Annotated in this window: 10 protein-coding genes; 6 read left to right on the forward strand and 4 right to left on the reverse strand. The window is 32.7% G+C overall.

All coding sequences use genetic code 11. The features are described from left to right. Positions 1–3 precede the first annotated feature (3 nt). From GWR14_RS18385 to GWR14_RS18395, 3 genes are read right to left on the reverse strand one after another with little or no spacing between them, the layout of a single operon-like run. Positions 4–588: a LemA family protein gene (locus GWR14_RS18385; protein ID WP_163410559.1), complete on the reverse strand. Its 585-nt coding sequence runs from the start codon at positions 586–588 to the stop codon at positions 4–6. A 33-nt stretch (positions 589–621) separates the two neighbouring features. Further along, on the reverse strand, positions 622–954 hold the full coding sequence (locus GWR14_RS18390; protein WP_163410561.1) for a MerR family transcriptional regulator: 333 nt from the start codon (positions 952–954) through the stop codon (positions 622–624). A gap of 45 nt (positions 955–999) precedes the next feature. After that, on the reverse strand, positions 1000–1977 hold the full coding sequence (locus GWR14_RS18395; protein ID WP_163410563.1) for a peptidoglycan DD-metalloendopeptidase family protein: 978 nt from the start codon (positions 1975–1977) through the stop codon (positions 1000–1002). Positions 1978–2231: 254 nt separating this feature from the next. On the opposite strand from GWR14_RS18395, the gene alaS reads away from it, so the two are divergent. Together alaS and GWR14_RS18405 are read left to right on the forward strand one after the other, a co-directional pair. Then, positions 2232–4862, forward strand: a complete 2631-nt coding sequence (alaS, locus tag GWR14_RS18400) for an alanine--tRNA ligase (protein WP_163410564.1) — start codon at positions 2232–2234, stop codon at positions 4860–4862. A gap of 133 nt (positions 4863–4995) precedes the next feature. Beyond that, positions 4996–5739 carry a hypothetical protein gene (locus GWR14_RS18405; protein WP_163410566.1) on the forward strand — a complete coding sequence of 248 codons (744 nt, stop codon included), beginning with the start codon at positions 4996–4998 and terminating at the stop codon, positions 5737–5739. Positions 5740–5840: 101 nt separating this feature from the next. Here GWR14_RS18405 and GWR14_RS18410 read toward each other — a convergent pair whose 3' ends face one another. Then, on the reverse strand, positions 5841–7586 hold the full coding sequence (locus tag GWR14_RS18410) for an ABC transporter ATP-binding protein (protein ID WP_163410567.1): 1746 nt from the start codon (positions 7584–7586) through the stop codon (positions 5841–5843). Positions 7587–7876: 290 nt separating this feature from the next. Here GWR14_RS18410 and GWR14_RS18415 point away from each other — a divergent pair, with 290 nt between their 5' ends. From GWR14_RS18415 to GWR14_RS18430, 4 genes are all read left to right on the forward strand, one after another. After that, on the forward strand, positions 7877–8608 hold the full coding sequence (locus tag GWR14_RS18415) for a hypothetical protein (protein WP_163410568.1): 732 nt from the start codon (positions 7877–7879) through the stop codon (positions 8606–8608). Between the two features lie 116 nt (positions 8609–8724). Then, entirely contained in the window at positions 8725–9513 is a 789-nt protein-coding gene (locus tag GWR14_RS18420; RefSeq protein ID WP_163410569.1) for a hypothetical protein, read from the forward strand. Between the two features lie 94 nt (positions 9514–9607). Then, complete coding sequence (locus GWR14_RS18425) at positions 9608–10558, forward strand: GSCFA domain-containing protein (protein ID WP_163410571.1); 951 nt, start codon at positions 9608–9610, stop codon at positions 10556–10558. 159 nt (positions 10559–10717) lie between these two features. After that, positions 10718–15820: a translocation/assembly module TamB domain-containing protein gene (locus GWR14_RS18430; RefSeq protein ID WP_163410572.1), complete on the forward strand. Its 5103-nt coding sequence runs from the start codon at positions 10718–10720 to the stop codon at positions 15818–15820. The last annotated feature ends 2 nt before the right edge of the window (positions 15821–15822 follow it).

Here is a 15822-nt window from a genome sequence, read left to right on the forward strand (position 1 = left end):
TATTTAGAATTTTACTTCAACTGGTTTGTCTGCACCTGTAGAAGCTTCAAAATATGGTTTTTCTTTGTATTCGCTCAAAAACCAGTTGTTTGGAATTTTTAAAACATATCCGTTATAAACTTGTACAGATTCGTTAAAACGAGTTCTTGCAGTTAAAATCTGATTTTCAGTACTTGCCAATTCGTCTTGTAATTTCAGGAAGTTTTCGTTTGTTTTTAAAGTTGGATATTGTTCAACAGAAACCAATAATTTTGATAATGATGAAGTTACACCGCTTTGAGCCTGATTGAATTGTGCTAGTTGTTCAGGAGTTACATTCGAAGGGTCAATTGTTACAGAAGTAGCTTTTGCGCGAGCTTCAATTACTGCTGTTAATGTTGATTTTTCAAAATCAGCAGCTCCTTTTACAGTGTTTACTAAATTCCCGATAAGGTCATTACGTCTTTGGTAAGCCGTTTGAACATTTCCCCATTCCTTATTTACAGCCTGACTGTGCTGCAAAGCAGTGTTTTTAATTCCAATTGACCAAAATGCAATAATTGCAATAAGAGCTACAATAATTCCTACGGGGATTAACCACTTTTTCATATTTTTTTAATTTAAGTTTATTTCAATTTTTAATTACAATTCGTTTTTTATATCTATTAATTGTGTTTTGATGGTCTCTAATTTACGTATTATTTCGAATTTATCTAATGTTTTCTTCTGACCCTCTTTTAAGTGTATTTTGGCACCTTCGAGCGTAAAACCTCTTTCTTTGACCAAATGATAAATCAACTGTAAGTTGGTAATATCTTCAGGAGTAAACATTCGGTTGCCTTTGGCATTCTTTTTAGGTTTCAGGATATCAAATTCACTGTCCCAAAATCGTATCAAAGACGCATTGACATTAAAAGCCTTGGCTACTTCGCCAATGCTGTAATATCTTTTATCTTTTGAAAGCTCAATATGCATGTTTTTTGTATCTAATTTATTTCAAAAATAATACTTTTTACAGTATTAATCTAATGACTGGTTTTCCTGGTTTGCCATTTGTGAAATTACAACATATTCTGCTGCAGAAATATTTCCGTAATAGAAATTAAGAGGATTTACCACTTTTCCATCTTTATGTACTTCATAATGACAGTGTGGTCCCTCAGATCTTCCTGTACTTCCTACATAACCAATAACATCTCCACGTTTAACATGTTGCCCGGGTCTGCAGTTGTATTTGCTTAAATGGGCATATAAACTCTCGTATCCAAAACCATGCCTGATGACTACATGGTTACCAAAGCCTGACGCCGAATTGTCAGCTCTTGCAATAACACCGTCACCCGTAGCATACACGGGAGTGCCTGTACTGGCAGTGAAATCCATACCATTATGCATTTTTCGCACTTTCGTGAAAGGATCGATTCTGTATCCAAAACCGGATGCGACATGTTTTAAGTTTTCATTACGGACTGGCTGAATGGCAGGAATAGCCAATAATAGCTTTCCTTTTGCACTGGCAAGTTTTAATATTTCATCTAACGATTTAGATTGAATAGACAGTTGTTTTGAGAGTTTGTCCACTCTTTTTGTGGTATTCAAAACCAATTGTGAATTATTATAACCTTCTAAAATCTTATATCTTTCAGGATTTCTGAAACCTGCTTTTCTTGTAGAGTCCGGAATTTCAGCTTTATTGAAATAAATTCGGTAAATATTATTGTCACGCTCTTCCAAAGCATCTGCTACAGCATCAATTTCGTCCAGTTTTTTATTCAAAATGGCATATTGCAGTTTTAAATTTTCAATTTCACGTGCCTGTAATCTATCTTTTGGGGTTTCAAAATAAGGCGTATTAATTAAGAGAACAAAAATTAAAAAACCAAATAGTGCAGAAGCCAGCAAAAACAGCATGGCATAACCAAATTTTATTCTTTTTCTGGTTTTAATTTTTGTATAAGCCAGATTTTCTGAGTCGTAATAATATTTTACTTTCGCCATATTTTAAAATACCCTATTTTTGCAGCTTGTAAAATGAGTGAGTCGAACAAAATTAGTAAATGTTTCAGTTGTTCGGGGCTTTTTTTCAAGAATTAAAACAATTAGATAATGTGTCAGTTTGATAATTAGATAATGTATTTAAACTGAAATTTATTGTTTTGAATTTTAAGTTTCTAATTAAAATTATCTAATTGTCACATTTTCAGATTAATTATCTCATTGATACATTTTCAAATTATCGCATTAAAAAAAATATGAAATCACAAGACGTACGTAAACAATTTTTAGATTTTTTTGAGAGTAAAGGACATACAATTGTTCCTTCGGCTCCTATTGTTCTTAAAGACGACCCAACCTTAATGTTCAATAACTCGGGGATGGCCCAGTTTAAAGAATTTTTCTTAGGAAACGGAACTCCAAAAAGTCCAAGAATAGCCGATACGCAAAAATGTCTTCGTGTTTCAGGAAAACATAATGACCTTGAAGAAGTAGGTATTGATACGTATCATCACACGATGTTTGAAATGTTAGGGAACTGGTCTTTTGGAGATTATTTCAAAAAAGAAGCAATCAATTGGGCTTGGGAACTATTGACAGAAGTATATAAAATTCCTAAAGAAAATCTTTATGTTTCTGTTTTTGAAGGAAGTAAAGAAGATAATGTTCCGTTTGATCAGGAAGCCTGGGATATCTGGAAAACTTTAATAGATGAAGACCGGATCATTCTTGGAAATAAAAAAGACAATTTCTGGGAAATGGGAGATCAGGGACCATGCGGACCTTGTTCTGAAATTCACGTTGATTTACGTTCCGAAGAAGAGAAAGCTCAGGTTTCTGGAAAAAGTTTAGTAAACAATGATCATCCTCAGGTAGTTGAAATCTGGAACAACGTATTCATGGAATTCAACCGTAAAGCTGATGGTTCTCTAGAAAAACTTCCGGCACAGCACGTAGATACCGGAATGGGATTTGAGCGTTTGTGCATGGCATTACAAGGAAAAACATCTAATTATGACACAGATGTTTTTATGCCTTTAATTAGAGAAATCGAAACTATCACAGCTGCAAATTATACAGTAAAAGCATCAAACGAAGCTGAAGAAAAAATAAATATTGCTATCCGTGTTGTGGCAGATCACGTTCGTGCAGTGGCTTTTGCTATTGCAGATGGTCAGTTACCTTCTAACACAGGAGCTGGTTATGTAATTCGTAGAATTTTACGTCGTGCCATTCGTTACGGATTTACTTTCTTAGGAATTAAAGAACCGTTCATTTACAAATTGGTAGAAACGTTAAGTGAGCAGATGGGAGATTCTTTCCCTGAAATTAAATCTCAAAAAGCACTTTGTTCAAATGTAATCCGTGAGGAAGAAAGTTCTTTTTTGAGAACATTAGATCAGGGATTAATTCTGTTGGATGCTGTAATTTTGAATAATAACGGAGATACAATCGATGGTAAAAAAGCTTTTGAATTGTATGATACTTACGGATTTCCAATCGATTTGACAGCTTTGATTCTTTCTGAAAAAGGATTAAAATTAGATGAAGCAGGATTTCAGGAGCAATTGCAATTACAAAAAGAAAGATCACGTGCTGCTTCTAAAGTTACAGCTGGAGACTGGAATGTAATTGTTGAAGATGATATTCAGGAATTTGTTGGTTATGACAGATTATCACATCAGGTAAAAATCACTAAATACAGAAGAGTTGAAAGCGTGAAAGATGGTGAGATTTTTCAATTGGTTTTTAATGCAACGCCTTTTTATGGAGAAAGCGGAGGACAAACGGGAGATAAAGGATATCTTGAAGCTCCAAACGGGGATATCGTTTATATTATTGATACTAAAAAAGAAAATAACCAAACGATACATTTAGCACAATCACTACCGGAAAATATTACCGGAACTTTTAATGCGGTTGTAGATGCTATTCAAAGAGCTAAAACTTCATCAAATCACTCGGCTACGCACTTATTGCACCAGGGGTTACGTAAGATTTTAGGAACTCATATTGAGCAAAAAGGTTCGATGGTAAGAAATGCTTCTTTACGTTTTGACTTTTCACATTTCTCTAAAGTTACTGATGAAGAGTTGTTAGAAGTAGAGAACTTCGTAAATGCAAGGATTCGTGAGAGTTTGCCATTAATTGAAAAAAGAGCTATACCAAAAGAGCAGGCTCTTGAAGATGGAGCAATTGCTTTGTTTGGTGAGAAATACGGTGATTTAGTTCGTACGATTAAATTTGGAGATTCTGTTGAGTTATGCGGAGGAACACACGTTGCAAATACATCTGATATCTGGCATTTTAAAATTGTTTCTGAGGGAGCAGTTGCAGCCGGAATCAGAAGGATTGAGGCAATCACAAGTGAAGCTGCAAAAGAATATTTTGAATCGCAAGCTGTTTCTTTAAGCGAAATTAAAGAAGCGCTTAAAAATGCTCAGGATCCTGTAAAAGCGATTCAGGCATTGCAAGACGAGAATATTCAGTTGAAAAAACAATTGGAAGTTTTATTGAAAGATAAAGCTAAAAATATGAAAGCTGATTTAGCTAAAGAATTACAGGAAATCAATGGAGTTCAGTTTTTAGCTAAACAAGTAGATTTGAATCCGGAAGGGGCAAAAGATCTGGCTTACGAATTGGGGAATTCATATAACAATTTATTTGTAGTTTTTGCTACAGCTCATGAAGGGAAACCAATGTTAACCTGTTACATTTCAAAAGAAATTGTAGCAGCCAAAAACTTAAACGCAGGACAGGTTGTTCGTGAGTTAGGTAAATATATTCAGGGAGGTGGAGGAGGTCAGCCTTTCTTCGCAACTGCAGGAGGTAAAAACGTTGATGGAATTGGTGATGCGCTTGCTAAAGCTGTGGATTTCTTAAAGTAAAATTTAAAATCAATAATAATAAAACCCGTATAATTGTTAGTAATTATACGGGTTTTATTGTGAAAAAAAGTTAGGTTTTTAATTTTAAATTCGGTTTATTTGAAGGATAATTAATACAATAAATATAGCCCAAATGAAAAAAATCTTATGCCTGTTTAGCAGTTTAATGCTAGTGCTTTCTTCTTGTTCAAGTGATGATACCACAGATGAAAAAATACTTTTGCCTAAAACAGAGAAATATACTTATGCTTCTCATCCGGAAGAGAACAATACAGTTACTTATTCTTATGATGGAAACAAAATTGTGAGCCTTACTTATGATGGAGGAGATCAAATCATTTTTACCTATACAGGAGATTTAATAACTAAGGCAGTTTATACTGAAAGTTATGAAGGTGAAACTTATACACAGACGACAACTTTTACCTATGAAAACAATAAATTAAAGTCTTCTTTAAAAGTTGATTCAGGAGATTCTTCAACAAAAAGAAAGACGTATACTTATAATTCAAATGGAACAATTTCAGTGGCTACTTTTATATTAAATCTTTCAACTCAGGAAGAAGAACAAGATTGGTCTAGTGTATTGACTTTAGATTCGAAAGGGAATATAGTTAAAGCTGAGTTTGGTGATTCTGTGAATATTATTGAGTATGATACTAAAAATAATCCTTTTAAAGGTATCTTAGGATATACACTACTTTTAGAGTCAGAGATTTTTGATAAAGAAGCTAATACACCTAATAATATAACAAAAATAATTGAAAAATCAGGTGAGGTTATTGAAGGAACAACTACGTATGTGAATACATACAATAGTGATAACTATTTGACTAAATCAGTAAGTGGAGACGAGACATTTGAGTATACTTATTAATTACTCAATAAGTATAAAGAGAAACCCCTTTCATTTGTGATGAAAGGGGTTTCTCTTTATCTTCCAAAAAGTAAACTTAAGAGAGTTGCTAATTTTAAAAGTTATTTTCGCTCACCAATCTGTTGGCGCCACATAGCATAATACAACCCTTTCTCTGCAATTAAATCATCATGTTTTCCCTGCTCGATTATTTTACCTTGTTCAAGAACAAAAATTCTGTCAGCATGCATTACCGTCGATAAACGATGCGCAATTAAAACCGTAATTCTGTTCTGATCCGAGATACTTCTAATCGTAGCATTGATTTCTTCTTCGGTAATGGAATCCAAAGCAGAAGTTGCTTCATCAAAAATCAATAAATTTGGATTTCTTAAAATAGCTCTCGCGATAGATAAACGCTGTTTTTCGCCACCTGAAACTTTTATTCCGCCTTCACCAATTGTGGTGCTCAATCCGTCTTCGGCACGTCTCAGTAATTTTTCACAGCTGGCTCTTTTTAGTGCATCATATAAATCCTCATCGGTTGCATTAGGTTTCACAAATAATAAATTTTCGCGAATTGTTCCGGAGAATAATTGGGCATCCTGAGTTACAAAACCTAATTGTTTTCTTAGATCTAATAAATCAATTTCGGCTGAATCGATATCATTATATAAAACCTGCCCTTCTGCGGGAATATATAATCCGACAAGTAATTTAACCAAAGTTGTTTTGCCTGAACCGGACGGACCAACAAAGGCAACAGTCTGCCCTTGTTTGATTTCGAAATTGATATTTTCAACCGCTTTAAATTTTGCTGTTTTATGTTTGAAACTAACATTCGAAAATAACAACGACTGAATGGCGCCAACATGTTTTGGGTTTTTAGGGCGAAATTCTTTTGGAGCACTCAATAAAGTTTTGAAATTTTCCATAGAAACTTTTGTCTCGTTGACTACAATAATAAAGTTTCCTAATTCCTGTAAAGGGCCAAAAATAAAGAAGGTAAAAAATACCATGGTCAATAAATCACCTACAATGATTTTTCCGCCAAATAGAAAATAATACAAAGTAAAAACCACGCAGGTTCTTAAAAAGTGAACGGTTGTTCCCTGAATAAAACTCAAACTTCGAATGTAACGAACTTTTTCTAATTCAAGATGCAGGATTTTAAAGGTATTTAAGTTCAGACGTTTTTCTTCCTGATACGTCAAACCAAGACTTTTTACCAATTCGATGTTTCTTAAACTTTCGGTTGTAGAACCTGCCAAAGCATTGGTCTGATTCACAATTTTTTTAGAAACTATTTTAATCTTTCTACCCAGATAAGAACTTACCAAAGCAATAATGGGTGCAGTAATTAAAAAGATAAGTGAAATACGAAAATCAATTCGGGCGACATATACAATTACAAAGATAAATCCGATTATAGTCTGGAAAATCAATGAAATCGAAAGTGTAATCAGTTTTTCAGAATCAGAGCGTACTTTGGTCAGTTTGCTTAAAGTTTCGCCGCTTCGCTGATCTTCAAATTCGGCATAAGGCAAATCGAGAGATTTTTTAATTCCGTCTGTGTACATTTGAGCACCGGTTCTTTGAATTACCACATTGGTAAAATAATCCTGAAAGTTTTTGGTGATTCTCGAAATCATTGCAGCACCAAGCGAAAGCCCAAGCCAAAAAGATAATGATTTGATAAAACCATTCACATTTCCGTCATATTTATGTAGGCCAACACCGCAGTCCTGCATTAATTTACCGGTAATAATAGAATCTGATAAACTGAAACAAATGTTTATAGTAGCCATAATCAAAGCAAAAAACAAAAGCATTTTATGTTTGATTATATAGGAGTATAGTAATTTCATAAGAGAGTTGTAATTAAAAAGAAGGAATACAAAAGTACAAAATAGACAGGCATCATTTAGCGGATCTTATTGTATTTAAAAGTTAATTTTTAAAGCCAATTTAAATTTATTAAATATGTTTTTGAGCTATGAATAGCTTACAGGTTTGTTTTTTAGAAAGTTATGATTTATTGTGTATGACACATCTTTTCAATTATTTATTTTCGGTTTTTTATTGTTAAAACAATTTAGGTTTTTAATCCTTATTTTATTTCATTTGTAGGAAATATTAATTATTTAAATCAATAAAAATGAAAAAAATTTTATGCTTTTTTGGTGCTCTTACTTTTGCACTAACTTCTTGTTCAAGTGATGATGATTCATCTTCAGGTTCTTCTGATTTGGTATTGTTGAAAAAGACAATTTTAACTGATTCTGAAGGAGAAAAAGTAACCACAACTTATAAATATAATGGTAATAAAATAGTAAGTATGGTAGATGGAGATTTGAATCTTTATTTCACTTATAAGGGTGATTTGATTACCAAAATAGAATATAAATATCCAGATGGAACTTTGGTGCAACTTGAAACTTACGAATATAATACTGAAAATAAGGTGGTTAGTTATGTGATGTCTGAGCCAATAGATGAATTGGGGCGTAAAGATATTTTTACTTATAATGCAGATGGTACAGTCTCTGTAAAAAATTATATAGGAGATGACAAAACACAAACTATGTATAATGGACAAGCAAAACTAACTTATGTTAATGGAGAATTAACAAAATATGATTCAGATTATGGAGGAAATTATATTTTTACTTATGATGATAAAAACAATCCGATGAAAAATGTTTTAGGATATGATAAAATTTCTTCTATTGATGGAGTTGCAGACGGAAGACTTCACAACGTAGTTTCTGAAGAAGGTGATGGGCCCAAGTATACTTATACATATGAATATAATTCAAATGGCTATCCGGTAAAAAGTATAGAAAAAGCTGATGAGGAAACAGAAGAAACAATACAGTTGTTTTATTAATTTCTGAATATTTGAGAAACATTAATATTGTTTAAAGTAATTAGTGTTTCTAGTGTAATAATAGAAATCGTTTTTTGAGAATCTCTAGGCATGATTTCTATAAAATAATTAATAAAATGAAAAAGATTATATGTTTTTTTAGTGTTTTGGTTTTAGTGCTTGCTTCATGTTCAAGTGATGATAACTCATCTTCAGAAGATAATTTGATTTTGCCTAAAACAATTTCGTCTACTAATCCGGAGTTTCCTCAGGATAATAAAGTTTCTACAATTACTTATGATGGCAATAAAATTATGAGTATAGCAAGCTTAGGATCAAAAACGGTTTTTACTTATGATGGGAATCGCATTATAAAACAAGAAGTTTTTGATGTAGACCTTAGCGGAAATCAGATAAAAAAAACAAGTATTTCTTATACTTATGAAAATGGAAAATTAAAAACCAGAATACTAAGAAAAGGGTTTGAAAATGCATATCCTGAAGGTCAATACATATATAAATCTGTTTATACGCATATTTCAGATACATTTATTTCATATATATATTACACTGTAAATGCAAATACAAATGCAGAAAGGAAAAGCAGTGAAGGGAATTTGACATATAAAGATGGTAATTTAATTAAAGAGCAAGAAATAGAAGATTCATCAATTTACACTCGTGAGTACGAATATGATACTAAAAAAAATCCTCTTAAAAATATTTTAGGATTTAATTTGTTGCTGAATGAAACGATATTCTCAATTAATAATATTTCTAAAACTATTCGAACAGAAACAGAATATCCAAATCCTGTAGTCTATTTAAAAAGTTATATCTATGATGATAATGGTTATCCTACAAAGAGAACTTCCTTCGCAAGTGATGGTGAATCAGTAGAATATACAGAAGAGTACTCTTATTAGTTTTTTTGAAACTTAAATTTAAAAACCAAATACTTTTTGTATTTGGTTTTTTTATTGGTGAAAATTGGTGAAATTCGTGTTTTAATATAACACCATGCAATTCAGAACCCAAATTCCAGTTTTAAAAAGTAATAATCCTATTGATTATAATTCGAAGGTGCTTTCTGTGGGTTCGTGTTTTGCAGAAAATATGGCGGACAAATTTGATTATTTTAAATTTCAAAATGTAACAAATCCGTTTGGGATAATTTTTAATCCAGTTTCAATTGAGAATTTATTTCGACGAGCTTGTGAGCAGAAGTTATTTGAAGAAAAAGATGTTTTTTTTCACAATGAGCGCTGGCATAGTTTTGAAGTGCATTCGGATTTGAGTAATTCTGACAGAGAAGAATTACTTGAAACATTAAATAAATCCATTGCAGAAACTTATAAAAAGCTTCAGGAAGCGACACACTTAATTATCACATACGGAACTTCCTGGGCTTACAGGAATATTAAAACTGATCAAATTGTAGCCAATTGCCATAAAGTACCTCAAAAGCAATTTTCAAAAGAATTATTATCGGTTGAAGTAACTCAAAAAAGCATTCAAAATACAATTGAATTGATCCAGACTATAAATCCAAATATAAACTTCGTTTTTACTATTTCACCAGTTCGTCATATTAAAGACGGTTTTACAGAAAATCAACTAAGCAAATCACATTTATTTACAGCTCTGCACAAAACCATCAACCATCAACCATCAATCATCAGCTATTTTCCTTCTTATGAAATAATGATGGACGAACTTCGCGACTATCGTTTTTATAGTGAAGACATGCTTCATCCCAACCAAATCGCCATTGATTATATCTGGAAACTTTTTAGCGAAAATTATATTGCTGAAAGCAGCTTATCTATAATGAAAGAAGTTGATGAAATCCAGAAGAGTCTTCGTCATCGCAGTTTCAATCCTGAATCAGAACAGCACCAAAAATTCCTGGCTAAACTTCAGCAAAAAATTAATATTTTAGAACAAAAACTGCCTCATATTATATTTTAATATCAATTCGGCAGGTAAGAAATTAACGAATTGTCAGTAAAATTTTAGAATAATTGCCTATAATTATGTAAATTGTTAAAGCGTAAAAATTTACATTTTTGTAAAATCTATAATTCTGCTTTATAGAAATGCAATTGATTTAATGTGTTTTATTGGCGTATGAATAAAAGAACAATCCATTATTTAAAAAAAACGCTGCGTATTCTGCTTTGGTGCGTGGGTTCTTTGGTTGCACTTTTATTACTTCTTATTATTTTAATTCAGATTCCGTCAGTTCAGAATTTTGTTAAGGACAAAGCGGTAAGCTATCTACATAAAAAAATCAAAACCAAAGTTTCTTTAGATCATATTTCGATAAAATTCCCAAAAGATGTAGTGCTGGAAGGTTTTTATTTTGAAGATCAAAAAAAAGATACACTGCTTGCGGGAAAACGTCTGGAAGTCGATGTCGATCTTTTTAAACTGGTTAGCAGTGAGCTCGAAATCAATTCGATTTCCCTTGAAAATGTAAAAGCGAATATTTCCAGAAATAAAGATGGTGTTTTCAATTTTGATTACATTATAAAAGCGTTTGAATCCAAAGAACCAAAAGTGGAAGATCCTGACAGTAAGCCTTTCAAAATATCGGTTGTAAAAGTCAATCTGGATAATGTCAAATTCAATTTTAAAGATGATTTTTCGAAGAATGATATTCGAGTAAACCTGACACATTTTGATACGAATTTTAAGAAATTCGATTTGGATAAAATGGATTTTAATATTCCGAATATAAAACTGAATGGGTTAAAAGTTATTTTGAATCAGGATGTTGTAGAGAAAATTGCTGAAGTTTCAGTGAAAACCGTAGATACAATTTCGAAGCGAAAAGATTTTAATTTGGATCTCGGAAAAATCAGTCTTTCGAAAATTGATATTTTATACGATAATAAAGATTCAAAACTGAATTCAGGAATTCGTTTGGGCAATCTGAATTTATCAATCAACAAAATCGATTTAAATGAACAGTTATTAGATTTCGAAACTTTCGAGCTTAAAAATTTAAGCGGGAATTTAAGATTAGGATCCAAAGACAAACAAATTCAAACGCCAAATCTAGATTCAACTGCCATTAAACAATCGGGCTGGAAAGTCAAATTAAAAGAAACCAATATAGAAAATGTTGCTTTCAAATTTGATGATATGCAGTCAAAACCACTTTCAAAAGGAATTGATTACAGCCATTTGGATTTGAATAAATTCAATTTTAAAGCGGAGAAATTGTACTATGCAAATGACACAATTTCCGGAGGCATAAAATCACTTACGGTAAACGAAAAAAGCGGTTTGCAGATTCAGGCATTAAAAACTGATTTTTTCTATGGACCAAAAACTGCTTACCTGAACAATTTATATTTAAAAACACCACAGACGCTTCTTCAGAATAAAATTAAAGCTGAATATAAATCACTTGAGGTGCTTCAAAAAGATATTGCAAACCTTTCGCTTGAAGCTAATTTGAAGGATTCAAAAATTGGCTTTAAAGATATTTTACTTTTTGTCCCTGATTTGCAAAAAACAAATCCGTTTAAGAGTAATCCAAAAGCGGTTTTAGCAATCAATACTCGTGTGAGCGGAAAAGTAAAAGATTTGGATATTTCGCAGTTTGAAATGAGCGGAATCGGGACAACAAAGGTTTCTCTTTCGGGAAAAATAAAAGGGCTTCCCGATGCTCAAAAAGCTTATTACGATTTGAATATCAAAAAGCTTTCGAGTACTTCAAAAGATATTTATGCTTTTGTGCCTGCAGGTACAATTCCAGCGACTATTCAAATTCCTTCACAGTTAAATTTACAAGGAAAATTCAAAGGTTCTGTGCAGAATTTCAAAGCAAATCTGGCTTTGAACAGCAGCTTCGGAAATGCAAAAGTTGATGCTTTATTTGATCAGCGTATTAAAAAAAGAGAAAAATACGACGCGACAGTTTATTTACTGGATTTCGATTTAGGCAGATTAATTAAAAATGATTCAATCGGAAAAATTACGCTTAAAGCGAAAGTAAAAGGAAGGGGCTTAGACCCAAAAACGGCAAATGCAGCGATTGACGGATTAGTTCAAAAAGCGGTTTTTAACCGATATGCTTATAAAGATCTGGCTTTAAAAGGAAATATTGAGAACGGATCTTTTGCTATAAAATCCGGTATGAAAGACCCAAATTTGAATTTTGATTTGACTGCGAGCGGGAATACAAAAGACAAATATCCATCAATTCAATTGAAGCTGAATCTGGATATCGCCGATTTGGAAAAACTGAATCTCCATGCTGGTCCAATGAAACTTCGGGGCAATGTAGATGCAGATATAACCAATAGTAATCCCGATTTTTTGAACGGAAAAGTATTTCTGTCCAACATTCAGATCCTGCAGGACAAAGAACCAATTGTTTTGGATTCGGTTCGGGTGATTGCTTTTTCAGATGATACGCGAAACAATATTAAAATATCTTCTCAGTTTTTAAAAGCTGAAGTTAACGGAAAATATAAATTGACAACTTTGACATCGACAATAAAAAAATCATTGTCCAAATACATTGATTTGAAAAACCCGAAAGTCAATGGAGAGTCTGATGAACAAAGACTGGCTTTCACAATTTCAGTTGATAATGATCCGATTTTGTTTAAACTGATTCCGAAGCTTACAGGATTGGAACCTCTTAAAATTACCGGAAAGTACAATAATGTAACCGATTCTTTAGAAATAAAAGGTACAATTCCGAGAATCGTTTATGCAGATAATACAATTGCTGATGGTAAAATAAATATCGAAGCCAAAGAAAATGCTTTAGAATATTTGATTTCTGTAGCCACAATCGAAAGCGGTTCTTTAAAAATTCCGTTTACAAGTTTATCCGGGAAAGTAGAGAATAATGTTCTGAATTATGCACTTGAAGTAAAAGATGCAAAAGACAAACAGCAGTATTTTGTTGGAGGAGAGTTTAAGGCCGAAGATTCTAAAAATATCTTAAAAATCGATGCAGAAAACTTTGTTTTGAATTATGATAAGTGGAATATCGATTCTGAAAATGCAGTTGAATTTGGAAAAAATCAACTGTATGTTAACAAATTTTTTCTGAAAAATGCAGGAAATGAATTAAAGATTCAATCGCAGGGAACTCAAAATGATGCTCCGATTCAGGTTGATTTTGTGAATTTCAAAATCGAAACTATCATGAATATTGTCAAAAAAGACAAATTATTGATGCAAGGTTTGATTAACGGAAACGCAGTAGTTGAAAACGTAATGGCAAATCCAGTTTTTACTTCGGATTTAAAAATTGATGATTTTACTTTTAAAGGGGAAAAAGTAGGTGATTTAGAAATAAAAGTAGACAATAAAACAGCTAATGTTTTAGCCGCAAATGTACAGCTTAGCGACGAAGGCAACGATGTGAACCTTACAGGGGATTATGGTATTCAGGAAGGAACTTTTGATTTTGATGTAGCAATAAACAAACTCAATATACAAAGTATCCAGGGGTTTAGTATGGATAATATTTCTGACGGAAAGGGGTATTTATCAGGAAATTTTAAAATTCAGGGTACTGCTGCTGCACCTCAAATTAATGGAGAACTTAATTTTAATGATGCCGCTTTCAGAGTTACTCAGCTGAATTCTTATTTTAAAACAGATCAGGAAAAAATCACTTTTGATAATGGTATAATCACTTTTGACAAGTTTACGCTTCAGGATGAGAACGATAACGAATTGTCACTTGATGGTACAATTCAGTCACCTGATTTCAGGAAATATAATTTTGGATTAACCATCACTGCTGACGATTTTAGAGCTATACATTCTAAAGCAGCTGACAATGATTTGTTTTACGGAGATTTGTTTTTGGATACCAAACTGAATGTAAAAGGGACATTAGAAAATCCTGTAATCGGGGGTAGTGTTAAAGTAAATAAAGAAACGAAGTTTACCGTTGTTTTACCGCAGTCTGATCCTTCGATTGCTGATAGAGAAGGTATTGTAGAATTTGTTGATGAAGACAATCAATATTTGAGGCAAACTGCCGAAATGGAGAAAAAATTAAATCAGTCAGAATTGATCGGAATGGATGTCAGCGTTGATATTTCGATTGATAAAGAAGCAGAACTTACCCTGGTTATCGATAAAGGAAATGGTGATTATCTGAATCTGAAAGGGGAAGCACAATTGACAGGCGGAATTGATCCTTCGGGAAAAACAACTTTGACAGGTAAATATGAATTTACAGATGGAGCCTATGAAATGAATTTCAACATGATCCGTCGAAAATTTAATATTCAAAAAGGGAGTTCGATCATATGGAATGGAGAGCCAACAATGGCAAGTTTGAATATTACAGCAATCTACAAAGTAAATACAGCACCAATTGATTTGCTTGGAAATCAGTTAGGAGGTGCCACCCAAACAGTCAAAAACACCTATAAACAGAAAATTCCGTTTCAGACCCTATTGAAAATGAAAGGCGAATTATTGAAACCGGAAATCACATTTGATATTATTCTTCCCGACGGAAATTATGATGTTTCAGCTGATATTGTTATGGCTTCTCAGGCTAAACTGGAACAATTGCGACAAGAGCCTGCTGAGTTAAATAAACAGGTTTTTGCACTTTTATTATTGAACAGATTTATTGGCGAAAATCCGTTTGCGAGTGAAAGCGGTGGTACAAATGCAGAATCTTTGGCCAGACAAAGTGTGAGTAAAATTCTTTCGCAGCAATTGAATGATTTTGCAGGAGAACTGATCAGTGGTGTTCAATTGGAATTTGATTTGGAATCCACCGAAGATTACACCACCGGAACCATGGAAAATAGAACCGATTTGAATGTTGGTGTTTCTAAAAAACTTCTGGATGACCGTTTGAAAGTTACCGTTGGAAGCAGTTTTGCAGTTGAAGGTCAGGAACGTGCCAATGAGCAAAGTACCAATATTGCCGGTGATGTTGCTTTAGATTATCAGCTGACAAAAGATGGGCGTTATATGCTTCGTGCGTATCGAAAAAATGAATATCAGGTAGCAGTTGAAGGTCAGGTAATCGAAACAGGAATTGCTTTTATCATTACGATGAGTTACAATAAATTCCGTGAACTTTTTCATCGAAGTGCCAAAGAAAAAGAAATTATAAAAGAAGAAAAACTTCGTAAGGAAAGAAAAAAACAGAAAGAAAAAGAGAACAAAGAAAACGGAATTGATGATGAGGATAATCAAATAAAGGGCAGCGAGATAAAAACATAATA

The organism is Flavobacterium ajazii (genome assembly GCF_010614725.1).
Classification (GTDB): domain Bacteria; phylum Bacteroidota; class Bacteroidia; order Flavobacteriales; family Flavobacteriaceae; genus Flavobacterium; species Flavobacterium ajazii.

What these genes read in the sequence shown, in the direction of transcription:
- GWR14_RS18385 (WP_163410559.1), bottom strand. Translation starts at nt 588, where the DNA reads ATGAAAAAGTGGTTAATCCCCGTAGGAATTATTGTAGCTCTTATTGCA.
- GWR14_RS18390 (WP_163410561.1), bottom strand. Translation starts at nt 954, where the DNA reads ATGCATATTGAGCTTTCAAAAGATAAAAGATATTACAGCATTGGCGAA.
- GWR14_RS18395 (WP_163410563.1), bottom strand. Translation starts at nt 1,977, where the DNA reads ATGGCGAAAGTAAAATATTATTACGACTCAGAAAATCTGGCTTATACA.
- alaS (WP_163410564.1), top strand. Translation starts at nt 2,232, where the DNA reads ATGAAATCACAAGACGTACGTAAACAATTTTTAGATTTTTTTGAGAGT.
- GWR14_RS18405 (WP_163410566.1), top strand. Translation starts at nt 4,996, where the DNA reads ATGAAAAAAATCTTATGCCTGTTTAGCAGTTTAATGCTAGTGCTTTCT.
- GWR14_RS18410 (WP_163410567.1), bottom strand. Translation starts at nt 7,586, where the DNA reads ATGAAATTACTATACTCCTATATAATCAAACATAAAATGCTTTTGTTT.
- GWR14_RS18415 (WP_163410568.1), top strand. Translation starts at nt 7,877, where the DNA reads ATGAAAAAAATTTTATGCTTTTTTGGTGCTCTTACTTTTGCACTAACT.
- GWR14_RS18420 (WP_163410569.1), top strand. Translation starts at nt 8,725, where the DNA reads ATGAAAAAGATTATATGTTTTTTTAGTGTTTTGGTTTTAGTGCTTGCT.
- GWR14_RS18425 (WP_163410571.1), top strand. Translation starts at nt 9,608, where the DNA reads ATGCAATTCAGAACCCAAATTCCAGTTTTAAAAAGTAATAATCCTATT.
- GWR14_RS18430 (WP_163410572.1), top strand. Translation starts at nt 10,718, where the DNA reads ATGAATAAAAGAACAATCCATTATTTAAAAAAAACGCTGCGTATTCTG.